20 protein-coding genes are annotated in these 21,687 nt (G+C 67.2%); 12 read left to right on the forward strand and 8 right to left on the reverse strand.

What is annotated here, in order from left to right; all coding sequences use genetic code 11:
- The first annotated feature begins 32 nt into the window (after positions 1 to 32).
- From QM841_RS30470 to QM841_RS30480, 3 genes are all read left to right on the forward strand, one after another.
- Positions 33 to 1,403 carry an amidase gene (locus QM841_RS30470; protein ID WP_283334857.1) on the forward strand — a complete coding sequence of 457 codons (1,371 nt, stop codon included), beginning with the start codon at positions 33 to 35 and terminating at the stop codon, positions 1,401 to 1,403.
- A gap of 141 nt (positions 1,404 to 1,544) precedes the next feature.
- Entirely contained in the window at positions 1,545 to 3,035 is a 1,491-nt protein-coding gene (locus tag QM841_RS30475; RefSeq protein ID WP_283334858.1) for a protein kinase family protein, read from the forward strand.
- A complete protein-coding gene (locus tag QM841_RS30480; RefSeq protein WP_247252241.1) occupies positions 3,032 to 3,379 on the forward strand; it encodes a YidH family protein in 348 nt (115 codons plus the stop codon). The genes QM841_RS30475 and QM841_RS30480 overlap by 4 nt, the downstream gene beginning before the upstream one ends.
- On the opposite strand, the gene QM841_RS30485 is transcribed toward QM841_RS30480, so the two are convergent.
- The 8 genes from QM841_RS30485 to QM841_RS30520 form a co-directional block, all read right to left on the reverse strand.
- A complete protein-coding gene (locus QM841_RS30485; RefSeq protein WP_283334964.1) occupies positions 3,371 to 4,255 on the reverse strand; it encodes a formylglycine-generating enzyme family protein in 885 nt (294 codons plus the stop codon). The genes QM841_RS30480 and QM841_RS30485 overlap by 9 nt on opposite strands.
- A 74-nt stretch (positions 4,256 to 4,329) precedes the next feature.
- Positions 4,330 to 5,271 (reverse strand): HAD family hydrolase, encoded by a 942-nt coding sequence (locus tag QM841_RS30490; protein WP_283334859.1) that lies wholly within the window; start codon positions 5,269 to 5,271, stop codon positions 4,330 to 4,332.
- Positions 5,272 to 5,276: 5 nt separating this feature from the next.
- Complete coding sequence (locus QM841_RS30495; protein ID WP_283334860.1) at positions 5,277 to 6,815, reverse strand: arylsulfatase; 1,539 nt, start codon at positions 6,813 to 6,815, stop codon at positions 5,277 to 5,279.
- A gap of 108 nt (positions 6,816 to 6,923) precedes the next feature.
- Entirely contained in the window at positions 6,924 to 7,577 is a 654-nt protein-coding gene (locus tag QM841_RS30500; RefSeq protein ID WP_283334861.1) for a hypothetical protein, read from the reverse strand.
- A 61-nt stretch (positions 7,578 to 7,638) separates the two neighbouring features.
- Positions 7,639 to 9,840 carry a maltose alpha-D-glucosyltransferase gene (treS, locus tag QM841_RS30505; RefSeq protein WP_283334862.1) on the reverse strand — a complete coding sequence of 734 codons (2,202 nt, stop codon included), beginning with the start codon at positions 9,838 to 9,840 and terminating at the stop codon, positions 7,639 to 7,641.
- A 97-nt stretch (positions 9,841 to 9,937) separates the two neighbouring features.
- Positions 9,938 to 10,318 carry a DUF1937 family protein gene (locus tag QM841_RS30510; protein ID WP_283334863.1) on the reverse strand — a complete coding sequence of 127 codons (381 nt, stop codon included), beginning with the start codon at positions 10,316 to 10,318 and terminating at the stop codon, positions 9,938 to 9,940.
- Positions 10,319 to 10,364: 46 nt separating this feature from the next.
- Positions 10,365 to 11,153 (reverse strand): alpha/beta fold hydrolase, encoded by a 789-nt coding sequence (locus tag QM841_RS30515; protein ID WP_283334864.1) that lies wholly within the window; start codon positions 11,151 to 11,153, stop codon positions 10,365 to 10,367.
- A gap of 1 nt (position 11,154) precedes the next feature.
- Positions 11,155 to 11,673 carry an RbsD/FucU domain-containing protein gene (locus QM841_RS30520; RefSeq protein ID WP_283334865.1) on the reverse strand — a complete coding sequence of 173 codons (519 nt, stop codon included), beginning with the start codon at positions 11,671 to 11,673 and terminating at the stop codon, positions 11,155 to 11,157.
- Between the two features lie 252 nt (positions 11,674 to 11,925).
- Between QM841_RS30520 and QM841_RS30525 the strand changes: the two genes are divergently transcribed.
- The 9 genes from QM841_RS30525 (at position 11,926) to QM841_RS30565 (ending at position 21,654) form a co-directional block, all read left to right on the forward strand.
- Positions 11,926 to 12,684, forward strand: coding sequence for an SDR family NAD(P)-dependent oxidoreductase (locus QM841_RS30525; RefSeq protein WP_280778986.1), 759 nt, complete (start codon positions 11,926 to 11,928; stop codon positions 12,682 to 12,684).
- Positions 12,685 to 12,810: 126 nt separating this feature from the next.
- On the forward strand, positions 12,811 to 14,448 hold the full coding sequence (locus QM841_RS30530) for a GMC family oxidoreductase (protein WP_283334866.1): 1,638 nt from the start codon (positions 12,811 to 12,813) through the stop codon (positions 14,446 to 14,448).
- A complete protein-coding gene (locus QM841_RS30535; RefSeq protein ID WP_283334867.1) occupies positions 14,445 to 14,954 on the forward strand; it encodes a hypothetical protein in 510 nt (169 codons plus the stop codon). The genes QM841_RS30530 and QM841_RS30535 overlap by 4 nt, the downstream gene beginning before the upstream one ends.
- Positions 14,955 to 15,014: 60 nt before the next feature.
- On the forward strand, positions 15,015 to 15,800 hold the full coding sequence (locus QM841_RS30540) for a GntR family transcriptional regulator (protein WP_283334868.1): 786 nt from the start codon (positions 15,015 to 15,017) through the stop codon (positions 15,798 to 15,800).
- Positions 15,793 to 17,613, forward strand: coding sequence for a putative nucleotidyltransferase substrate binding domain-containing protein (locus tag QM841_RS30545; RefSeq protein ID WP_283334869.1), 1,821 nt, complete (start codon positions 15,793 to 15,795; stop codon positions 17,611 to 17,613). Before QM841_RS30540 ends, QM841_RS30545 begins: the two co-directional genes overlap by 8 nt.
- Positions 17,610 to 18,254, forward strand: coding sequence for a 3'-5' exonuclease (locus QM841_RS30550; RefSeq protein WP_280778993.1), 645 nt, complete (start codon positions 17,610 to 17,612; stop codon positions 18,252 to 18,254). The genes QM841_RS30545 and QM841_RS30550 overlap by 4 nt, the downstream gene beginning before the upstream one ends.
- 198 nt (positions 18,255 to 18,452) lie before the next feature.
- Positions 18,453 to 19,916: an APC family permease gene (locus QM841_RS30555; protein WP_283334870.1), complete on the forward strand. Its 1,464-nt coding sequence runs from the start codon at positions 18,453 to 18,455 to the stop codon at positions 19,914 to 19,916.
- Positions 19,917 to 19,960: 44 nt separating this feature from the next.
- On the forward strand, positions 19,961 to 21,400 hold the full coding sequence (locus tag QM841_RS30560; protein WP_283334871.1) for an aldehyde dehydrogenase family protein: 1,440 nt from the start codon (positions 19,961 to 19,963) through the stop codon (positions 21,398 to 21,400).
- Positions 21,397 to 21,654 carry a hypothetical protein gene (locus tag QM841_RS30565; RefSeq protein ID WP_280778996.1) on the forward strand — a complete coding sequence of 86 codons (258 nt, stop codon included), beginning with the start codon at positions 21,397 to 21,399 and terminating at the stop codon, positions 21,652 to 21,654. Before QM841_RS30560 ends, QM841_RS30565 begins: the two co-directional genes overlap by 4 nt.
- Positions 21,655 to 21,687 lie beyond the last annotated feature (33 nt).

Below are 21,687 nucleotides of genomic sequence, written 5' to 3' on the forward strand. Positions count from 1 at the left end.
AGGGCCCGAACGTCCAGGCTGAAGGAGTTCTCATGAATCCCACCGACATGACCGCCGTCGAACTGGTCACGGCCTACTCGTCCGGAGAACTTTCGCCGGTGGAAGCGACGCAGGCGATGCTCGACGCCATCACCGAGCGTGACCGCACCATCAATTCCTACTGCCTCGTCGACGAGGAGCGAGCCCTCGCGCAGGCCCGGAAATCCGAGGAGCGCTGGACCACCGGTTACTCCAAGGGGCTGCTCGACGGCGTGCCGATCTCGATCAAGGACATCTTCCTCACCGACGGCTGGCCGACACTGCGGGGTTCACAGGCCGTCGACGAGGACCAGCCGTGGGACGTCGACAGTCCCGTGGCCGCCCGGCTTCGCGAGGACGGGATGGTGTTCCTCGGCAAGACCACGACCCCCGAGATCGCGTGGAAGGCCGTGACCGACAGTGCCCTGTGCGGGATCACCCGCAACCCGGCGGACCCGACCAAGACGGCCGGCGGATCTTCGGGCGGCAGTGCCGCGGCGGTCGCGGCGGGTCTCGGTCCCTGCTCCGTCGGCACGGACGGCGGCGGCAGTGTGCGCATCCCCGCCTCGTTCTGCGGCGTCGTCGGGTTCAAACCCACCCACGGTCGCATCCCGCTGTTCCCGGCGAGCCCGTTCGGACCGCTGGCGCATGCCGGCCCCCTCACCCGCACGGTCGAGGATGCGGCACTGCTGATGGATATCCTGTCGCTGCCCGACCCGCGCGACCCGACGTCGCTCGCCCCGTTCCCGACCACCTTCCGCGGCGAGATCGGCCGCGACGTGGTCGGACTCGGCGTCGCGTACTCCCCCACGCTCGGCTATGTGACCGTCGATCCGGAGGTCCGGGCGATCGTCGACCGAGCCGTGCAGGCCCTCGACGCGGCGGGTCTGCCGGTCACCGCCGCCGACCCCGGCTTCAGCGATCCGATCGAGGCCTTCGAACTGCTGTGGGCAGCCGGCGCCGCGGCCATGCTGAAGAACTTCCCGGAGGGTGCGCGCGACAAGGTCGACCCGGGGCTCGGCAAGGTCTGGGAACGGGGCGAGAAGTTCAGCGCCGTCGACTATCTCGATGCTCGCGCGGTCGCCGCGGACATCGGCATCAGGATGGGCAGATTCCATCTGACGCACAACGTCCTGCTCACGCCCACCGTCCCGATTCCGGCTTTCGAGGCCGGTTACGACGTGCCGCCGGGCAGCGATCTCACGAGCTGGCCGCAGTGGACCCCGTTCACCTACCCGTTCAACCTGACGCAGCAGCCGGCGATCAGCATCCCCGTCGGCCGCACCGCAGCGGGTCTGCCGGTGGGTCTGCAGATCATCGGCCCCCGCCACTCGGACGACCTGGTACTCGCGGTCGCGCGATACGCGGAGCACGTCCTCGGCTAGGTCGGCCGAAAAGCACACGGTTCGCTCGTCATCCGAGGATGATCAGCAGTAGGCCCGGTGCTGTGCGAACGTCTGCGCTGCTGCCCGGGTGACAGTTGCCTGACAGGGATTTTCGGGGTCGGGGAGAGCCCGGGAGAGTAGATGACAGCGACGCCGGTGTTCGGGGGCCTGCCGCATTCGCCGCAGGGCCGGGATCCGCTCGCCCCGGGCATGCTCGTCGCCACCCGATACCGGCTCCTGGGACGGTTCGCCGGACCCGATTGGGTGCAGTGGTGGCACGCACACGACACCGAACTGTGCCGGGACGTCTCGCTCAGCCTCGTCGACTCGGCGCACGTCCGCGCCACCGACACGCGTCCGGATCCGGTGGCGCGCTTCTGCCGGAACACCACCGGAACCAGCTTCAGCCACGAGGGCCGGATCGCGCAGGTCTACGACATCGCGGCAGTCGGCGACCGGATCGCCGTGGTCGCGGAATGGACGCCGGGGTGGCGTGTCGCGGATGTCGCGCACACGGTCCCACGGCCGTTGGATGCCGCTCGCACCGTGCGGCACCTGGCCGCCGCGACCGCAGACGCACACCATTTCGGTGCCCGCATCTCACTTGATCATCCCAACCGGGTGCGGATCTCCCACGACGGACTCGCGGTCCTCGCCTTCCCCGCCACCCTTGCCGACGGCAGCGCGGCCGACGACGTCGCAGGACTCGGTGCGCTGCTGTACGCCCTGTTACTCGGCACGTGGCCGTTGTCCTCGTCCGGCGCGACCCGGGCAGCCGGGCTGCCCCCGGCCGGCAGGCGCGGTGACGGTTCCGTCGTCCCGCCACATCGTGTGCGGCCCGCGATTCCACGACGCCTGTCCGACGTGGCCATGAACGCCCTTGCTCGGCGACCCGGGATGTCCACCGCGCAGGCGGTCGTCGACGCCCTCGACCGCATCCTGGCGGACGCGCGGGCCCGCTCGGCATCCGCATTCGCTCCGACCACGAAGAGGGCCCGCCCGGCACCCGCCAACCGGGTACCCCGGCCGAACGCGCCGCTTCCCGCGTTGAGCGGCGCACTCGCCCTTATCGTCGCGCTCGGCGCCGCCGGGTGGGCGGCGGGCGCCACATTCAGCTCGTCGGACGCTCCCCCGGCCGCCGTCGCAGACAACATGCTCAGCCAGATCGCGCCGGTTCCGGACCCCCGTCAGGCGCCGCTCACCCCGTCGTCCGCGGCCGCCTACTCCCCGCTGCGCTTCCCCGACAACGGTGCCACCGCCTCCCTCGCCGTCGACGCGAACCCCGCGACGTCCTGGGCGACCGACCGTTACCCGCAGCAACTGTCGGCGACGAAGCAGGGAATGGGTCTGATCGTGTCGTTTCCCGGGCCCGTCGATCTGCGGACCGTCTGGATCGACTCCCCGACACCGGGCACCACGGTCGAGATCCGGACCGCGCCCGTCGCGTGGGCGAGCATCGATCGCACCCAGCTGATCGGCAGCGCCACGCTCGGCGACGGGGTCACCCAGATCGTGGCCCGGACGCCTGCACCCACCGACCGGGTCCTCGTCTGGATATCGGGACTGTCGGGCGGCGAGTCCGGGTTCCAGTCGCGCCTGTCGGAGATCGGCTTCCTGGGTCGCGGCGCATGAGCCGCAACATCTTCGGCCCCACGCAGCCGAACGAGGGAAGCACCGCGCGCGACCATCTCGCCAACGAGCGGACCTACCTCGCCTGGCATCGCACCGGTATCAGCGTCGCCGCACTCGGTGTGGCGGTCGCGAAGTTCGCGCCGCACCGCGGCGGCCACGCCGTGGCTGCCGGATTGATCCTGATCGGCGCGGGACTACTGGTCTCCGCGTACGGCACCGTCCGCTATCGGGTTATCAGCCGGCAGATCGAATCCGGGGAATTCGCGCCGGCGACGTTCACCGCCGTGGTCACCTCCAGCATCGTCACACTGCTCGCGCTCCTCGCCGTGGTGGTCCTACTCTGACCCGGGCAGGGCCGTGACGCAGCGGAATCCGATGTGGCTCATCCCGGTGTCGACCATCTGCGGCCGCCGTGCCGCGGGCCGATACCGCCGACAGTAACTGTCCGCGCACAGGAACGACCCACCCTTGATCACCCGCCGGGGCACCCGGAACTGTGGCTGCCGGGCGTCGAAGCTCTCCGACATGCCGGGCCCACGCGGATTGCGTGGCGCGCAGCACGACTCCGCCGTGTCGGCGTGCCGATCCGAGTACCAGTCGGCGGTCCATTCCCACACGTTGCCTGCCATGTCGAACAGACCGTAGTCGTTGGGCGGATAGCTACCGACGGCGGTCGTGGTGCCGTACCCGGTGGCCGCGCGCCAGGGAAACTCCCCGTGCCAATAATTCGCCAGCGGAGGGGATTCACTCTCGGCGGTGTCACCCCAGGTGAATTCGGCGTGGTCGAGTCCGCCGCGCGCCGCGGCCTCCCATTGCGCCTCGGTGGGGAGGGACCGCCCTGCCCACTCCGCGTACGCTGCCGCATCCTCGTGGGCGACGTGAACGACGGGATGCCGTTCGCGGCCGGTGATCGTCGATGCCGGCCCCGTGGGGTGCCGCCAGGACGCGCCGACGGTCCAGGTCCACCACTGACTGAGGTGACGGAGATCGACCGGGCCCCGAGTGGGGGTGAACACCATCGATCCCGGTTGCAGATTCTCGGCGGGAGCACCGGGGAATTCGGCGGGGTCCAGCGGCCGCTCGGCGACGGTCACATAACCGGTGTCCCGGACGAACGCGGCGTACTGCGCGGTGGTGACCTGGTGGGCCTCGATGGCGAAGGCGTCGACGGCGACCCGATGCGCCGGACCTTCTTCCGGGTAGTGCCGATCCGAGCCCATCGTGAAGGTCTGAGCGGGGATGTGCCGGACTTCGGAGACGGTCTGGGTATCCACACGCCTTCCCTTCTGCCTGATCAGGTGACGGCCGGCGAGAAGACGCTCGTCCAATCGTTCCTCATGCTTACCACGGTCCAGTTCTTTTCTCGTGCGTGTTCGAGAGCCTGCTCCGCTCCCGCGACGTAGTCGAATTCGCGATCGGCGTCGTCGTGCAGGATCAGCACCCGAAGCGATGGGCGGTCGGGTAGCCCGGAGAACGCGAGCATCGGCAGGTCGCCGTTGGAGTTGCCGACCGACAGGATCGGCCGTCGCCCGATCCGACTCCAGATTCGGACCGGTTTCTCCGGCCCGTCGTCGAAAAAGTCCATCGCGGCCTTGTAGAGCAGGTCGCTCGTCTCCGCCCCTTCACGGTACGAGAGTCCGAGGGCACTGCCGATGACGCGTTCCGGCGGAATCCCGTAGAGCCGTCCGGCGACCGGGCGCATGAAGTCCCGGTCACCGCCGGACGCGATGTAGATCGTGAATTCGTTCGCCTCGAGATAGCGCAGCAACTCGACCATCGGCGCGTATCCGCAGCCGGCGTACGGGCGGCCGAGCGTCGGGTGATCCGCGTCGTCGAAGAAGGCCCGCACCCTTGCGTCGTAATTCTCGACGGTGATCGAATCGAATGCCTCGGTGACTGCGCCCATCAACAGTTTCAGGTCGCCGTCGTCGCCCTGGTAGTGCTTGACCATCGCCGCACCGAGCCACTGAAGGTCGTGCTCGTGGGCCGCCTTCCACGGTTGCGTCTGCTGGAGGCCGGGATCCTTCGCGGCCATCTCGGCGAAGCGCCGGATGGTGAAGTCGAGCTGGATGGGCATCGGCTTCTCACACCAAAGTGTGCCGTCGTTGTCGAATACGGCCACCCGGTCGGCGGGCTCGACGAAGTCCGGTCCCCGTGTCGTCACCCGCCCGACGAAGTCCTCGATCGCGGACCGCGTCGATCCGTCCGCCCAGGAACCACCCAGCCCGGCCCCCACGTCGGTCAGTCCTTCGCCAGGAACGCGTGCAACTTCGCCACCGCGTGGTCGATCGTGAAGCTCGCCGGCTCCTGCCTCGGGGGGAACTCCTTGAACGTCTCGAGGAATTGGGTCGTGATGAATGTTCCGTAGATGGCGATGTAGTCGTGGTCGAGGAACCAATCCCAATAGGTGTTCGACGTGATGTCTGCCCGCTCGAACGGATCGGTGCGCAGGTTGAACAGTTTCGGCAACCGCAGTTGAGTGAACGGCTCCGCCCACAGGCCGAGGGTGCCCTGCGCCCGCTGCTCCATGAACACGATCTTCCAATTGTCGAAACGGATGCCCAGCACGTCGCAGTCGTCGGAGAAGTACACCATTCCCCGGCGCGGCGACGTCTCTACCTCACCGGTGAGGTACGGGAGCAGGTTGTAGCCGTCGATGTGCACCTTGAACGTCTTCTCGCCGATCGTGTGCCCGGTCTTCAGTTGCTCCACCACGTCCGGTGCACCCGCGGCGGCGAGGAAGGTGGGAAGCCAGTCGTGGTGCTGCACGATCTCGTTGGACACGCTGCCCGCGGGGATCCTGCCCGGCCAGCGGATCACCTCGGGGACGCGGAACGCACCCTCCCAGTTGGTGTCCTTCTCACTGCGGAACGGGGTGGTCGCCCCGTCCGGCCAGGTGTTCGCGTGGGGACCGTTGTCGGTGCTGTAGATGACGATGGTGTTCTCGGCGAGACCCAGCTCGTCGACCGCGTCGAGCAGTTGGCCGACGTGCTTGTCGTGATCGATCATGGTGTCGTGGTACGGCGACTGCCAGTGCCCGGCTTGGCCGACGCTTTCCGGCTTCGTGTGGGTCCGCAGGTGCATGTGCGTCGTGTTCATCCACACGAAGAACGGTGTCTCCGCTTCCTTCTGCCGCGTGATGAAGTCGATTGCCGCGGAGACCGTCTCGTCGTCGATGGTCTCCATCCGCTTCTTGCTCAGCGGACCGGTGTCCTCGATGCGTTGCTTCCCGAGCGGCCCGTACCGCTCATCGACCTCGCCGGCGTCCTCCTCGGTGGCCCAGCAATGAAGAACACCGCGCGGCAGCATCACCTCGTGCAGTTTCGGGTAGTCCTCTGCGCTCGGGTAGTCGGGAAGCTCCGGTTCTTCCTCGGCGTTGAGGTGATAAAGGTTGCCGAAGAACTCGTCGAACCCGTGAGCGGTCGGCAGATACTTGTTCAGGTCGCCGAGATGGTTCTTCCCGAACTGCCCGGTGGCGTATCCGAGGGGCTTGAGCAGTTCGGCGATGGTGGGGTCTTCGGGCGACAATCCGACGTCGACTCCCGGGATTCCGACCTTGCTCATGCCGGTGCGATACACGCTCTGCCCCGTGATGAACGACGCGCGACCGGCAGTGCAACTCTGCTCACCGTAGGAGTCGGTGAACTTCATGCCCTCCTCGGCCAGACGGTCGATGTTCGGTGTCCGGTACCCCATCAGTCCGTCGCTGTAGCAGCTGAGATTGGTGATACCGATGTCGTCGCCCCAAATGACCAGGATGTTGGGTTTCGCGTCCGTCATCTGTCTCTCCTCGCATCATCGGGGGAATCGCAGTCCTGACGTTGCTCGCGGTGCGCCCGCGCCACATCACCCGTACCGGGTGAGAACCTCGTGTCCGAGTACCGGCGGTCAGTCCGGGGGGATCGACGGCGGTCGATCCACGGCGAGGATGTACACGCTGATCACCGTCACCCACGCCGGGAAGACCAGCGTCACCCAGAGACTGAAACTCACGACCACCAGCAGGGTGAGTGACAGCAGGTAGGTGGTGACAGCCAGCCATCGCGGCATCAGTCCGGTGCGCAGCCAGATGGTTCCCAGCGAGATCATGAACACCCCGGCCATGCGAACCCCGTAGACGTTGTTCACATGCAACATCACCTCGCGCCCGAAGAAGACGAGGTCGGTCTGCGGAACGCCGGAGAGCCGGGACACGGCGAGGAGCCCGCCGGCGATTGCCGTCGACACGAACGTCATGGCGAGAAACAGCAGCCCACTGCCGAGGAAGACGGTCGAGAAGAATCGGTCTTCGAGGTTCCCGAGCCGGTCGCGGATGACACCGATGAACCACAGGAACGCGATGCCCGCGAAGGGTGCGAGTATCAGGGCTGCCGTGATCTGCCGTTGGTGGTGTAACCACGGGGTCGCGGCTGCGCCGGGCAGCGCGCTACGCAGCAGAACGATGCTGGAGGCGAACAGGACACCGAAGACGACACCGGCGACGGCCGCGGCCCGTGGAGTCCGTAGCTGGTGGAACTCGGCGTCGCTCTGTGTGCGGGCCATGAGATCAGTCTTCGCCGAGGTCGAGGTCCGGGGCAACAGGGAGCCCGAATCGTGCCCGTTTTCAGCCCGCGTCGTCGGTCCTGCCCGGTCGCACGACAACCGGAACTCCCTCATAGGGCGCGAGGGAGATCGGGAAGCTGTGGAGTTCGTCGACGGTGCCGATCTGTTCGTCGGTGAACAGGTTGACGGCGGGCGATCCGGCCGGCAGGAACTGGGACTGCACGGTCGCGGCGATCTCCTCGGACGTGAAGTTGAGAACGGTGACTTCGAGACTCGAGTCCGCCAGTTCGTGGACCATGACGAGCAGCCCCTTGTGCGACACGGTGGGCACGTCGAGCTGGACCGCGGTGGCGATGCCGAACCGGTTTCGGATGTCGATGATGCGGGCGAGACCGCGAGCGAAGGACGCCGGATCCTGCAGTTGCACCGGCAGACTTCCGTACAGGCTGGTGCCCCGGGGAATGCCCGACTCCGACCGGGCGGCTTCGGGATTGACCCCCATCAGGTCGTGCGCACCGCGGTTGATCCACCGGGTGTCGCCTTCGGCGAGAAGGTCGGCGACGTCCTCGGACGGCACGGGCAGCAGCCCGCACAGATCCCAGCCCGACAGGGCGAAGACGCCGGGCTGGAGCGCGTTGAACATCGCCAGGAGCAGATGCGCCTGCTTGACGGTGTCGATGTCCGCGGCATCCATCCTGTCGAGGTCACGGATGCCGAGCGCCGCGGTGATGACGCTGGCGGTCGTGCAGGCGATCCCATTGGTCGTGAACGTGCGGTTGTACGGGGCCCAGCGTCCGGTGAGCCGCTCGCACAAGTCCTTACGGATACGGTCACCGAGATCCGACCCCGTGATCGACTCGCCGCCGTACGCGAACTCGTCGTCCTTGTGCAGCGTCGCGAAGTGGACCAGTTCGAATGTCAGCTCGTCGTGGTTCTGCAGGGCATGGACGAGCGACGCGGCGTCGACACCGTGATCGCGGGCGAGGTTCATGGTGAGCCGGAGAAATTCGGTGTTCCCCATGACGAGGGCGTGATGGTAGGCGGGGCGATTGATGAAGTCGTAGGACAGGTCGGCTCCGGTCGTCCCCATCGCCTTGATGTCGTCGATGGTGAGGTTCAGTTCCTGGAACGTGAATCCCCCCATCTTCCGCACGATGCTGGCGATCAGGTGATTCGCCGCCTCCGACAGTGGATGCCCCTCCGACCAGCCGGGCAGTCCCTCGGTCCGGCGTTCGACCCCGAGGAATCCGTTGGCATCCAGTCGAAGTGCACCCGCACCGAGGTCCGCGATGGAGTGGCAGGCATCCCCGATGACGAGGCGCATGCCCGCGAACGACGGATCCAGCCAGTTGATGGAGGGCTGCCCGGCCTTGAAATAGTGCAGGTACACCCACCTCCGCTCGATGCCGTCCACCCCCTTCACCACGGGGGTGACACTCCAGTTGGTTTCCTTGACACCGAGTTCGTAGAAGATGACGCGCTGGAGTTGACCGATGATGTACCCGGCCCGGGCGAGTTGCGCCTCGGTGTCGGCGTCGATGTTGACCGAGTCCCGGCCTTCCGGCACGCGGGGAAGCAGGTGCCAATCCTGCTGTTCGATCTCCACCATGTGATAGATGCCGGGGTAGTCGGCGTACGCCATCTCGGCGAGCCGGAAGTCGGCACCCTTGCCGGTGTGACCGGGGACGATGTCGTCGATGACGATGCCGTCGTATGCGGCGGCGACGACGCAGAGTTTGCGGAACTCCTCCTCGGTCCCGAAGGCCGAGTCGATCTGCATGCTGATGCGATCGAAATGGCCGTCTACCGACGGCGTGGCCCGCCACCCGTTGATCCCGCCCGCCTGCTTCACCGGCCCGGTGTGGACGGCCGTCACCCCGATCTCGGAGAACGCCTGCCACAGGGACTCGTCGCCGAGCGAACTCAGGAAACTCGCGCCCGGAGCCGTGATGATCGAAATCGGGTACGCCGTGAACCACACCGATCCGCGTTCCACCGCTGCGCGCGGATTCGGATCGGCATACGGGTTCTGCCACATGCTGCCCTTGCCGGACAACTGCTCCGCGATCAACTTCGCATCGTGCAGGATCGACTGATTGATCAGCCACTCCACATAGTTCGGGTTGTCCGGCACGGGCTCGCCCGACTGCGCATCGACCCTGGTCGCACGGCGGACCGACGGTTTCAACGGCCGAGGGCGCGCCGGGTAGAACTGCTCGTCGTAGCTGATCTCGCTGGGCTCGTGATGGATCTCGGGGTTCATGGTCCTCCGTCGTCATCTCGTCTGCTCCGCCGCACGGTCGGCTACCCGTCCACCGTCCCACGGAAACGACCGCCCGGCATGGGGAGTTGGACGACTGTCAGCGGACCGCGGAACTTTCGGGTGCGACGAACTCGGCGGAGGCCTCGGACCACAGGCTCACCCGCCTGTCCCGGCGCTCGAAGAACTCGATCTCGCGTCTGATGCCGGAACTCTGATCCCATCCGGGGAGGTCGAGGATGATCAGTTCCTCCATCGCGTCCATGAACACCCGGTCGACGGGTCCCCATATCCTGCCGATCGCCGTGTTGTCCTTTCCGGTGAAGGTCAGGTTGACGGGATGAGACATCGACACCTGGCTGAACACCGCATGGCCGGATTCGACGATGTATCCCGCTACCTCGTTGCTGGCGAGAAACCGCTCGTGCGTCACCGCCGGATCGGCATGGCTGTAGGGGCAGGCCAGAAAGATCTTTCTCATGGTTTCCTCGTGATTCGTGGGGCGCAGGCCGCGGTACAGGGCCCGCTCATCGAGACCCCGCCGGGAGTGGATGCACGGTCCGGCACCATCGCGAGATCGCCTCGATCATCAGCGACGCGACCTCCCGGTGGGCGACGTCGTTCGGAATGTCGTGGTAGCCGCCCGGGATGACGACGCTCTGTCCGTGCTGCAGTTCTCGCGCGAATTCGGCAGCGCGATCGGGTGTCGCGAAGGCGTCGAATTCGCCGTTGACCAACAGGATCGGCATCGTCATCGCGGGCAGACACGCCCGCACTTTTCCTCCGGCCACGGTGAGCGCCTGCCAGAGGTTCGGTTCGGCGGGAGCCGTGTCGAAGCCGAGCGGATCGTTCTCGAGCGCATCGAGGTACGACCGGTCCTTCGCCATGACGAGGTCCGTCCGGCCCTCCGCCTCACGCGGCAGTCCCCAGAGGGGCGCTCCCGTCATGATCAGTCCGGTGCGCAGGGACGGTGTGCGAACCGAGAGGAGGGCCCCGGTCAGTGCGCCGAGCGAGTGGCCCAGGACGACCACCGGCACGCCGGGCCCGTCGCCGGCCATGATGTCGACCAGAACTCCTGCATTGGAAGCGAGTTCGTCCACCGAGGGGAAGAGCCCTGCCGGTCCGCCGGTGTGACCGTGGCCGAGGTGATCGGGCGCCCACACGTCCAGACCGGCCGAGTTCAGCTGCCCCGCGAGCCGGTGATAGTGACCGGAGTGCTCACCGAATCCGTGCAGGAGCAGGATCCGCGCCCAGGGCTGCGAGGCTTCCCACTGCCGGTAGTAGACCTTGTTCCTGACACCGTCGAAGTAGGGCATGTCAGGCCTCCGGACTTCCCGGATCGGTCGACGGCGGTGCGGTCGGCAAGTCCTCGAACCAGGTCGGGGACGTGAGCCAGTTCAGCGGAATCGGAGGGCTCGGGTAGCCCGCGACGAGAACGACGTTGCCGTGCACCGTGTAGTCGCCGGTCTGGACGAAGACCTTCACCCGGTCGCGGAGGTTGTAGAACTCGGGGAGGTACCGCAGCTCGTGGACGTTCTCCTCCCCCACCAGTGCTGAGACGAACTTCCGGGCTTCGGGGTTGGCGGTCACCATGTCCTCGGTGACGATGGCTGCTTCGAAATCCCCCACCTCGCACAGCACCGACAGCAGATCCCCGACCGACGGCAATCCCGGCGCGATGCCGAGATCGATGGTCTCGACCTGCGGCGACAGTGGAACGAGGCTCGCGGAAGACGTGCCGCTTCCCGCGTCCGCGACGTAGATCATCTCGCCGTGCCGGAGCTGGCTCACGACGGCGGCCAGGCGTTCGTGCAGCAATCGGGTTTTTGGTGCCATGGGATTCGTCCTTCGATCGAGGGCGTGAGGTGTGCGGCGCAGCGCGCCGGGCACAGAATGTGCTCTAGTCGACAATCGACTAGAAATCTAAGACGTCCCCGCCCGGAGGTCAAGCACTGAACGGATCCGGATCCAACGCTTGACCGATCGTCCGGCGAGGGCGCACACTTTCCTGGTCGATTGTCGACAAGGAGTCAATCGCTTCCGCGTATTCGCGCTTCCACATCCACATGACCCTCGAGGGAGAACACCATGGGCCAGCTGCTGCAGGGTAAGACAGTCATCGTTACGGGTGCAGGCGGAGGAATCGGCCTCGCCACGGCGTTGCATCTCCACGACGAGGGGGCACAGGTGGTCGCCACCGTGCACTCCGAGTCCAGCCTTCCCCAGCTGAAGGTCGACGACGATCGCCTGATCGGCCGCGTCGTCGATGTCACCGAAGAAGAGCAGGTCAAGAACCTCGTCGACTTCACGGTGGCGACGTTCGGCAAGCTCGACGGCATCGTCAACAACGCCGGCATCCTGAAGCCCGGCACCATTCTGGACGCGTCGGTCGAGGACTACCAGAAGACGTTCGACGTCAACGTGAAGGGCGTGTTCCTGGGGTCGAAGTACGCGATTCCCGAGATGCTGAAGGTGGGCGGCGGGTCGATCGTCAACTTCGGTTCCATCAACTCGATCGGCGCCGAGAAACTGCTGACGACATACACGGCAAGCAAGGGCGCCGTGCTCACCCTGACCAAGGCCATCGCCCTGGACTTCGGCGCGCAGGGCATCCGCGCCAACACACTCTGCCCGGGCTTCGTCGACACCCCGCTGAACGTGCCGCACTACACGGCACTCGGCGGCCGCGAGGAACTCGAGGCCGGGCTCCCCGACTTCCAGCCGATCGGACGCGCCATCCTCCCCATCGAGATCGCGCACTCCGTCGCCTTCCTGCTGTCGGACCACTCCACCGCCATCACCGGGACGGCGTTCGTCGTCGACGGCGGCGTTCTCGCCGGGGCCTGACACACCCACCCTTGCGGTGGGGGCCCTGCCGCCTCGGGCTCCCACCGCAATCCCATTTGACAGCCGACGTGACTCCCATCACCATTGACGTAATGTCGACAATTAGACGAAACGAGGTCGACCACGATGACTTCCACTGACTCCGATGTCACCCAGCACGACGTTGTCGACGTGTTGGTGATCGGCGCGGGTCCGTCCGGCGCGGTAGTCACGCACACTGCCGCCACGGCGGGACTGAGCACCCTCTGCCTCGAGCAGGGCGACTGGGTCAACCCCAGCGACTTCCCCGCCAACCACCCCGAGTGGGAACTGCTCATCCAGCACGACTGGGCGCACGATCCGAATGTCCGTGCCCTGCCGTCCGACTACCCGGTCGACGTGACGGAATCCGACATGTGGCCCGTGATGTTCAACGCCGTCGGGGGAAGTTCCATCTTCTACGGCGCGGAGTGGCCGCGGCTGCTGCCCTCGGACTTCCGGGTCAAGACGCTCGACGGTGTCGCGGACGACTGGCCGATCAGCTACGACGACCTCAAGCCGTACCACGACGAGGTCGACGAATTCATCGGCGTCTCCGGAGTCGACGGCGACACCGCCTACCCCGAAGGTCTCGAATACCCGCTGCCGCCCCACCCGTTGGGCAAGCCCGGCATGAAAGCGGCCGAAGCCGCGAACAAGCTCGGCTGGCACTGGTGGCCGGGCACCAACGCGATTCCCAGCCAGAAGAACAAGACACTCGAGCAGTGCGGTCGCTGGGGCGTCTGCGAATGGGGTTGTCCGCAGGGCGCGAAGGCCTCGTTCGACTTGATCTACATGCCGCAGGCGCAGCAGGCCGGCGCCCGCGTGGAGACCGGTGCGCGTGTCCGCCGGATCGTCACCGGCGACGACGGACGCGCGGCAGGCGCCGAATGGGTGGACCGCACCGGCGCCGTCCATTTCCAACCGGCCCGGGCAGTGATCATCTGCGCGAACGGCATCGGAACACCTCGGCTCCTGCTGCTGTCGGCCGACGAGAAGCATCCGGACGGCCTGGCGAATTCCTCGGGCCAGGTGGGCCGGAACCTCATGCTGCACCCCAACTGCACCGCCATCGGGTACTACGAGGACAACCTGGAGAGCTGGCGTGGGCCGGCCGGACAGCTCATTCACTCCATGCAGTTCTACGACACGGACACCTCCCGCGGGTTCGTCCGCGGCGCCAAGCTGCACGCCCTCCCGACGCCGGGACCGCTGAACACGATCGAGACCCACCGGCAACTCGATTTCGACGACCTGTGGGGACCGGCCATTCACGATGTCGCGCGCGCGGCGTCCAACGGCATCCTCTGGGCGGCCAACGTGGAGGATCTGCCCGAGGAACACAACCGGGTCACCCTCTCCGCCGAGGAGTTCGATGCCGACGGCCTGCCTGCGCCGAAGGTCGAGTACCGCGTCAGCGAGAACACCCGCAAGATCCTGAAGTACACCGTCGAGCGCATGGTCGAACTCCACGAGGCGGCGGGCGCGAAGCAGATCTTCACGCAGGAATTATGGGTCGACCAGCCGGGGCACCTCCTCGGGACGGCCCGGATGGGCGACGACCCGGCGACGTCCGTTGTCGATTCGCACGGCCGGGCCCACGATGTCGAGAACCTCTACATCGCGGACGGCAGCATCTTCGTCACGTCCGGCTCCGCCAACCCGACCTGCACGATCAGCGCGCTCGCCCTGCGGGTGGGCAAGAAGGTCGTCGAAGACGTCAACGCACGGAAGGCATCGGCATGAGCACCACATCCCTCGACCTGCACTCGACGCCGAAACGGCGACTGTCGGTACCGGGCAGGCACACGGCACCGCCGCGGCCGCTCACGGATTCCGAACTGACGACGCTCCTGCGGATCGCGGACTGCCTGATCCCCGCGTCCGGTGAGAATCCCGCCGCCAGCGACGCCGACGAGTACCTCCGCTACCTGAATCTGGCGCTCGCCGCCCGGGCCGATGTCTTCGACGCGGTCCTCTCGGCGATCGACAAGGCAGCCGGTCTGCACGGTGACGACCTCCGCGCAGAGATCAAGCGGATGTGGGCCGAAGACAAGTTCACGTTCGATCCGCTGTCGTCGATCCTCGCCGGCGCCTACTTCATGACTCCCCAGGTCAAGGCGTTGATCGGGTACCCCGGGCAGCACCGCGACGCCGCCGGATTCGAGGATGCCGCCAACGAACTGGACACCGGGATACTCGATCCGGTGCTCGAACGCGGACACTTCTACGTGTCCGCGAACGGCGAATAGCCTGCTCGGACGCTCCCCCGTCCCGCACTGTTGATCTATTGTCGACAAGAGGCTCCCGGCGTGGTCAACGTCGAAACAACCACCATCAGAAAGGACAACCCGATGACTCTGTCACCGAATCGTCCACCGGGATCGACTGTGGGTCGGCGCGAGGACGGCGACATCTCCCTCGGGCGGATCCATCAGCGCACCACTCCGGGCACGGTCGCGGGCGTCCTGCGCACGGCGATCCTCGACGGCACCCTGGCCCCCGGCAGTCAGCTCCGCGAGGCACACATCGCCGCCGACCTGGGCGTGAGCCGGGCGCCGCTGAGGGAGGCGCTGAGCATCCTCGCCGACGAAGGCCTCGTGGTGAAGATCGCGTACAAGGGTGCGTTCGTCGCCGAGGTCAGCGCGAAGGGGATGGCCGAGATCGCCAGCCTGCGCAAACGGCTCGAGCCCTACGCGATCGAGTTGGCGCTGCCACGCCTGTCGGGCGCAGGCCGGACCAAGATCGTGCGGACCCTCCAGGACATGGCCCGGGGCGCGGACGACGGCGACCTGACCCGGACCATCGACGCGCACATGAGCTTCCACCGGGTGATCTACGAACTGTCCGAGCACGGCCTCCTGCTGGACCTGTGGCGCAGCTGGGAATCCCAGCTCCAGTTGTTCCTCTCGGCGGATCATCAGTCGTTCCCCGATCTCCACGACGTCGTCGCCGAACACGAGCGCCTGCTCACCATCATCGATACCGGCGACCTCGAGGCGATCACCCGCGAGATCGACCGGCACGTCCACGGTTCGACCGACGCTGCCCCGGCCGCAACCACTCCAGTCGACGGTTCTCAACCGTCGAATGCGTGAGTACGTCGACTTCCTCGGCAGTCAGCCGCCCTACGACGCGCTGGACTCCGCCGACCTCGATGCCCTGGCTCGGACGGTGGAGGTCGAGTACTTCACCGCCGGCGCCCGGATCGTCGAGGCAGGCGAGGCCCCACTCGATCACTTCTTCGTAGTCCGCACCGGAGAGGTCGAGGTGATCGACCGCGGCCGGGTCGTCGACCTGCTCGGCCCCGGCGAAACGTTCGGGCAGATCTCGGTGCTGTCCGGTCTGCCTCCGCCTCTCGCGATCCGCGCCTCGGAAGACACACTCTGCTACCGCTTCCCCGACCCGCGGCCGGTGCTGCAGCACCCGCAGCGACTCCAGTTCGGGCATTACGGCACCCTCGTCACGCGGGAACGGTTGGCCCGCTCCGGACTGGTCGATCAGGCATTGCGCGCGGCCCGTCATCAGATGCGCCCAGTCGTCTGGTGCCCCGCCGATGCGACCGTGGGCGAGGCCGCGTCCGTGATCACCGAGGCCGGCCAGTCGTACGCGCTGATGGACCGGGGCGGCGCGATCGGCATCGTCACCGACAACGACTTCCGGCGGGCGTTCGCCGACGGGCACGTCGACGCGCACAGCCCGGCCTCGGTCATCGCCTCGTTTCCCGCCCGGTCCGTCCCCGCCGAGACGCTCGTGGGCGATGCGTTCCTGACGATGGTCGAGTCGGGGGTGCACCACCTGGTCGTGACCGGCACCGGTGACAGACCGGTGGGGATTCTCCGTGTCGTCGACCTCGCGTCGGCCGAAGTGCGCAATCCCCTCGTCGTCCGCCGTGCCATCGACGACGCGACCACGGTGGAGGACCTGGCGGCCGCGGCGGCCCTGCTCCCCGGAACCTGGGTCGAGTTGTACGACACCGGGGCGTCCGTCATGCACGTCGCGGGACTGATGTCCGCGGTGATCGACGCGATCATCCGGCGGCTCGTCGAGCTGACCGACGTCGGCGACGACCACGTTCCCCACCGGACGTCCTGGCTGCTTCTCGGATCGGTGGCCCGCCGCGAACCGCTGCCCAAGTCGGACGTCGACACCGGCCTGGTCTGGGAAGACCTGCCCGGCACCGACTCGCCCGCCCGGAAGTTGCAGAACTGGGCCGGGCGCGTCCTGGACAACATGGAACGCTGCGGCCTGCCCCGCTGCGCCGACGGCGCCAACGCGACCAACCCCCTGTTCGCGCGTTCGCGCACCGACGCGGTCGCCGCCGCGACGTCGTGGATCACGAATCCCACCCAGAAGAACGCTCTGCTGCTGTCGTCGATGATCGCCGACAGCAGACCCGTCAGCGGGATGTCGCTCGGACGTTCGGTGTCCGACGCCATGCTCGCGACCACCCGCAGCCGCGAGTATCTGTCGGCCCTCCTGCGCTTCACCACCTCCCGGCGACCTCCGGTCGGGTTCGTGCGCAACTTCGTCGTCGAGCACTCCGGCGCCAACCGCGGCCACCTCGACCTCAAGGCGGGTGGACTCGTGCCGATCGCCTCCCTCGGACGGTGGATCGCGGTGGTCACCGGCGACGATCGCGGCTCCACCCTCACCCGGTTGCGGCGCGGCGAGGCCGCCGGTCTGCTCACCGCGGACGAAACCGAGACGCTCGTGCGCGCGTTCGAGTATGTGTACGGATTGGTCCTGGGCCGCGAGATCGAAGCCATCAAAGGCAGCACCGACGCGACGACGTGGGTCGCGCCCAACCAACTGGACACGCTCACCCGCCGGTATCTGCGTGAATCGTTCCGCGCGGTGGCCGAGGTCCAGAACCGGCTGGAAAGTGAATGGGTAGCGCGCCTTCCATGAGGGCACACCGGAGGTTCCGCCGCGCCGACGCTCTGGTGCGCCCGTGGCGCGACGCCGAGTTCGCGGTCGTCGATCTGGAGACGACCGGACTGGACCTCGCGCGGGACACCATCGTGTCCTACGGGGCGGTCGTGGTCCGGCACGGTCGGATCGTCATGGCGGAGAGTGTCTACGGACTGGTCCACCCCGAGTGCGACATCCGCCCGGAGGCCGTGGCCGTCCACACAATCCGGGAGGCGGACGTCGCCGATGCCCCACCGTTGAGCGAGGCCGTCGGCGTCCTGCGACATCTCCTCACCGACCGTGTCCTCGTCGCCCACGCGGCGTGGGTCGAGACGGCCTTCCTCTCCCGCGCCTTTCGCGACAGCGGGCTGAAGTTCCGGCCGACGGTCGTCGACACCGCGGCCCTCGCCCGTGCTGTCGGCGTGGCGCCGCGACAGCACCGGTGCGAGCCGAACCTGGAATGGCTGGCCGACACGCTCGGCCTGCCCGTCGTCGATCCCCACCACGCACTGGGCGACGCCGTCACCACGGCACAGGTGTTCCTCGCCCTGGCGTCCCGGCTCGAGCGCCTCGGGCACGACACCGCGCGCTCCCTCGTGGATCTGAGTGCCGGCGACCGTCGCCTCGGGCGCGGTTGACGCAAAGGTAATCCAGCCGAAACAACTGGTGATTGAGGTCACACCGATTTGTGGTAGATTGTCGACAGTAGAACAAGCGCGATGCACCTTTCGCCTTCTTCCACGACAACCGAACCTCGTCTCGGCACATCCCCCGCCGAGATACCCGCGACAGAGACCAGCGAGGTCACGATGGCCATAACCCCGGAAGAGCCCCCGGTGTCCACTCAACCGCCCACCGAGCCCGACCGCCCGCTCCTCGATTCCGGAGCGGACACCGATTCCGCCTATCTGGAGAAGCTCGGCTACAAGCAGGAGCTCAACCGAACGCTGGGGCTGTTCTCCGCCTTCGGAGTCCAGTTCACCTCGATCGCGATCGCCTCCGGAATCTTCACGACCCTGATCGTCGGCTTCGGGTTCTTCGGGCCCGCGTCGTTCTGGTCGTTCCTCGTCGGCGGCGGCCTCCAGGTGTTCACCGTGGGACTCGCGGTCGCGCAGCTCGTCTCGGCCTACCCACTGGCCGGCGGCGTGTACCAGATCACCGGGCGGATCACCGGGAAGCCGTGGCTGGCCTGGCAAACCGGATGGTGGCTGCTGATCGCGCACACCGTCGCGGTCACCACCGTCGCCGTGAGCATCGCCCCCTTCGTCGCCGGCTGGTTCGGCGTCACATTCGAGGACAACACCGACGCCCTCCCGTGGGCGCTCGGCCTGATCGTGCTCGGCACCGTCATCAACATCGCCGGAGTCAAGGTCGCTGCCGTGCTCAACAACATCGGCGTGGTGGCGGAAGTGCTCTGCGTCGTCGCACTGGTAGCCGTGCTGCTGATCGTGAAGCATCCGACCCAGCCGCTGTCGTTCCTGAGCGAGTCCGGCGGAACGACCACCGGCGGCAACTGGTTCGTCCCCTTCCTTCTCGCGATGATCCTTCCCGCATATGCGATCTCGTCGTTCGACGCGACCGGAAACGCCTCCGAGGAGACCAAGGACGCCGCCCGGAAGGCGCCGATGGCATCGGTCATGGCCAACGTCTCCTCCTACGTCGTCGGCATCTTCATGGTCGCGTTGATCATGCTCGCCATCCAGGACCTCCCGGCGGTCATGGAGAGCACCACCCCGGTCAAGCTGATCCTCGACACCGCGGTCGGTGCCGCGTTCGCGAACATCTTCGAAGCCGTCGCGATCGTCGCCCTGTTCGCCGCCCTGGTCATGCTGCAGCTCACCGGCATTCGCGTCCTGTGGTCACAGGCACGCGACGGCCAGATCCCCGCGGCCTCCTGGCTGCGCAAGGTCAGTGCCCAGCGGATCCCGATCAACGCGACCCTCACGATCTTCGCGATCTCCGTGGTGTTCGCGCTGTGGTCCTCGCTGCTGTCCGTACTCGCAGCGATGACGGCACTCGCCTGGGGAATGGCCTACGGTGTCGTGGTCGTCGTCGGCTTCTACGGACTGGTCAAGCGCAAGCTGCCGTCCCACCCGTGGCACTACGGCATCGTCAGCCCGGTCATCTTCATCCTGGCGATCGCCTGGTCGGTCGTGCTGTGCGCGCTCCTGATCTACTCCGACCCCACCCATGTCGGCCTCGGCATGCTGCTGGTCATCGCGTCGGGCGCCGTCATCTACATGCTTATCCCCAAGAGCAGGCGCGGGAAGTCCATCGACACCCAGGCCGGACACCTCTGACAACCCACCTCCCCGACCACCGACCCACATTCGAAAGGACTTTCATGTCTTCCACGCTTCGTTCCGTCACCAACATCATCGACGGCAAGGCCGTGGCAGGATCCTCCGAGCAGGTGCGACAGGTCCGCAACCCGTCCACCGGCGAGGTCGTCGCCGAACTCCAGGAATCGACCGTCGAGGACGGCTACCGCGCCGTCGACGCGGCCCGCGCCGCTTTCCCCGCCTGGGCCGCGAAGACGCCCGGCGAGCGCTCGCAGATTCTGCACGACCTCGCCAACCTCCTCGAGGCGAACCTGGACGAACTCGCCGACCTCGAGACGCTCGATTCCGGCAAGCCGACGACGGCGGCGAAGGGTGACGAGCTTCCCGGGATCGTCGCGGCGTTCCGGCACTTCGCCGGAGCGGGCCGGGCATTGTCCGCGCAGGCCGCCGGGGAATTCACCGCCGGCAACACCAGCTTCGTCCGGCGCGAACCCCTGGGCGTCGTCCTCGGCATCACACCGTGGAATTTCCCTCTCTGGCAGGCGATCTGGAAGCTGGCCCCCGCACTGGTCGCCGGCAACACCGTGGTCATCAAGCCGGCCGAGCTGACCCCGCTGGCCACCACCCGGTTCGCGGAACTCGCGCAGCAGCTGCTGCCCGCGGGTGTCCTCAATGTCGTGCACGGCAAGGGCAGTGTGGTCGGGGACGCTCTCGTTCGTCACCCCGACGTCAACCTCGTCTCCTTCACCGGCTCGACGTCCGCCGGACAGCGGATCGCCGAGGCTGCGGGTGCCACACCCAAACGGCTGGTGCTCGAGCTGGGCGGCAACGCTCCCGTCGTCGTCTACGACGACGTCGACCTCGAGGCCGCACTCCCGATCCTCACCAACGGCATCCTGTTCAACGCCGGCCAGGAGTGCATGTCGGCAACCCGGCTGCTGGTGAGCGAGACCATCCACGACACGTTCGTCGCGGCGCTGGCCGACAGCCTGCGGGCGGCCAGGATCGGCGACGCCGCCGACACGTCGACGGTTCTCGGACCTCTCATCTCGGAGGGCCAGCGCGCCCGCGTCGCCGAGCTCGTCGACGGCAGGCCCGACCACGCACGGGTCGTGACCGGCGGCAAGATCGTCGACGGTCCCGGCTACTTCTACGAAGCCACCCTCATCGACGGTCTGCAACAGGACGATCAGCTGGTGCAGGAAGAGATCTTCGGCCCGGTGGCGACGGTCCAGACGTTCACCGACGAGGCGGACGCGCTGGAGAAGGCCAATGCGGTCGAGCAGGGTCTCGCCGCGTCGGTCTGGACCCGCGACATCGGCCGAGCCCTGCGCAACGTCAACGCGATCGAGTCCGGGGTCGTGTGGGTGAACAATCACATGGCGGTCGGCCCGGAAGGACCGCTCGGCGGTTTCAAGGGCTCGGGCTACGGCAAGGAGGGCGGCGCGGCCGGTCTCGAGGAATTCACCCGGGTCAAGCACGTCATCGTGAGCCTGTCGTGACGGCACCGAGCCGCCACGACACCGCGTGGGGCACGTGGGTGCCGGCAGAGCCGGAAGATGCGGTCGGACGGGCGATCCGGCGGATCGACCTGCGCAGTGGAACGGCATCGCCCTGGGCGCACGCCACCATGGTCGTGCCGTCACGAGGGCGCACGTGCTGGTTGGTGACGCTGTGGGACGGCAACGTCGACGTGTGGCGGGTCGACGACACGACCGCGAGATACGAGTTCGATTTTCGCACTCGGACCGACTAGACCAGCTCCACCCCTCCGATTCGAAAGGAAGAG

Source organism: Rhodococcus sp. IEGM 1307, from assembly GCF_030056915.1.
Lineage (GTDB): Bacteria > Actinomycetota > Actinomycetes > Mycobacteriales > Mycobacteriaceae > Rhodococcus_F > Rhodococcus_F opacus_D.

Bases quoted from the DNA above. Each gene is read 5' to 3' on its own strand.
- QM841_RS30470 (WP_283334857.1), top strand. From the start codon at position 33: ATGAATCCCACCGACATGACCGCCGTCGAACTGGTCACGGCCTACTCG.
- QM841_RS30475 (WP_283334858.1), top strand. From the start codon at position 1,545: ATGACAGCGACGCCGGTGTTCGGGGGCCTGCCGCATTCGCCGCAGGGC.
- QM841_RS30480 (WP_247252241.1), top strand. From the start codon at position 3,032: ATGAGCCGCAACATCTTCGGCCCCACGCAGCCGAACGAGGGAAGCACC.
- QM841_RS30485 (WP_283334964.1), bottom strand. From the start codon at position 4,255: ATGGGCTCGGATCGGCACTACCCGGAAGAAGGTCCGGCGCATCGGGTC.
- QM841_RS30495 (WP_283334860.1), bottom strand. From the start codon at position 6,815: ATGACGGACGCGAAACCCAACATCCTGGTCATTTGGGGCGACGACATC.
- QM841_RS30500 (WP_283334861.1), bottom strand. From the start codon at position 7,577: ATGGCCCGCACACAGAGCGACGCCGAGTTCCACCAGCTACGGACTCCA.
- treS (WP_283334862.1), bottom strand. From the start codon at position 9,840: ATGAACCCCGAGATCCATCACGAGCCCAGCGAGATCAGCTACGACGAG.
- QM841_RS30510 (WP_283334863.1), bottom strand. From the start codon at position 10,318: ATGAGAAAGATCTTTCTGGCCTGCCCCTACAGCCATGCCGATCCGGCG.
- QM841_RS30515 (WP_283334864.1), bottom strand. From the start codon at position 11,153: ATGCCCTACTTCGACGGTGTCAGGAACAAGGTCTACTACCGGCAGTGG.
- QM841_RS30520 (WP_283334865.1), bottom strand. From the start codon at position 11,673: ATGGCACCAAAAACCCGATTGCTGCACGAACGCCTGGCCGCCGTCGTG.
- QM841_RS30525 (WP_280778986.1), top strand. From the start codon at position 11,926: ATGGGCCAGCTGCTGCAGGGTAAGACAGTCATCGTTACGGGTGCAGGC.
- QM841_RS30530 (WP_283334866.1), top strand. From the start codon at position 12,811: ATGACTTCCACTGACTCCGATGTCACCCAGCACGACGTTGTCGACGTG.
- QM841_RS30535 (WP_283334867.1), top strand. From the start codon at position 14,445: ATGAGCACCACATCCCTCGACCTGCACTCGACGCCGAAACGGCGACTG.
- QM841_RS30545 (WP_283334869.1), top strand. From the start codon at position 15,793: ATGCGTGAGTACGTCGACTTCCTCGGCAGTCAGCCGCCCTACGACGCG.
- QM841_RS30550 (WP_280778993.1), top strand. From the start codon at position 17,610: ATGAGGGCACACCGGAGGTTCCGCCGCGCCGACGCTCTGGTGCGCCCG.
- QM841_RS30560 (WP_283334871.1), top strand. From the start codon at position 19,961: ATGTCTTCCACGCTTCGTTCCGTCACCAACATCATCGACGGCAAGGCC.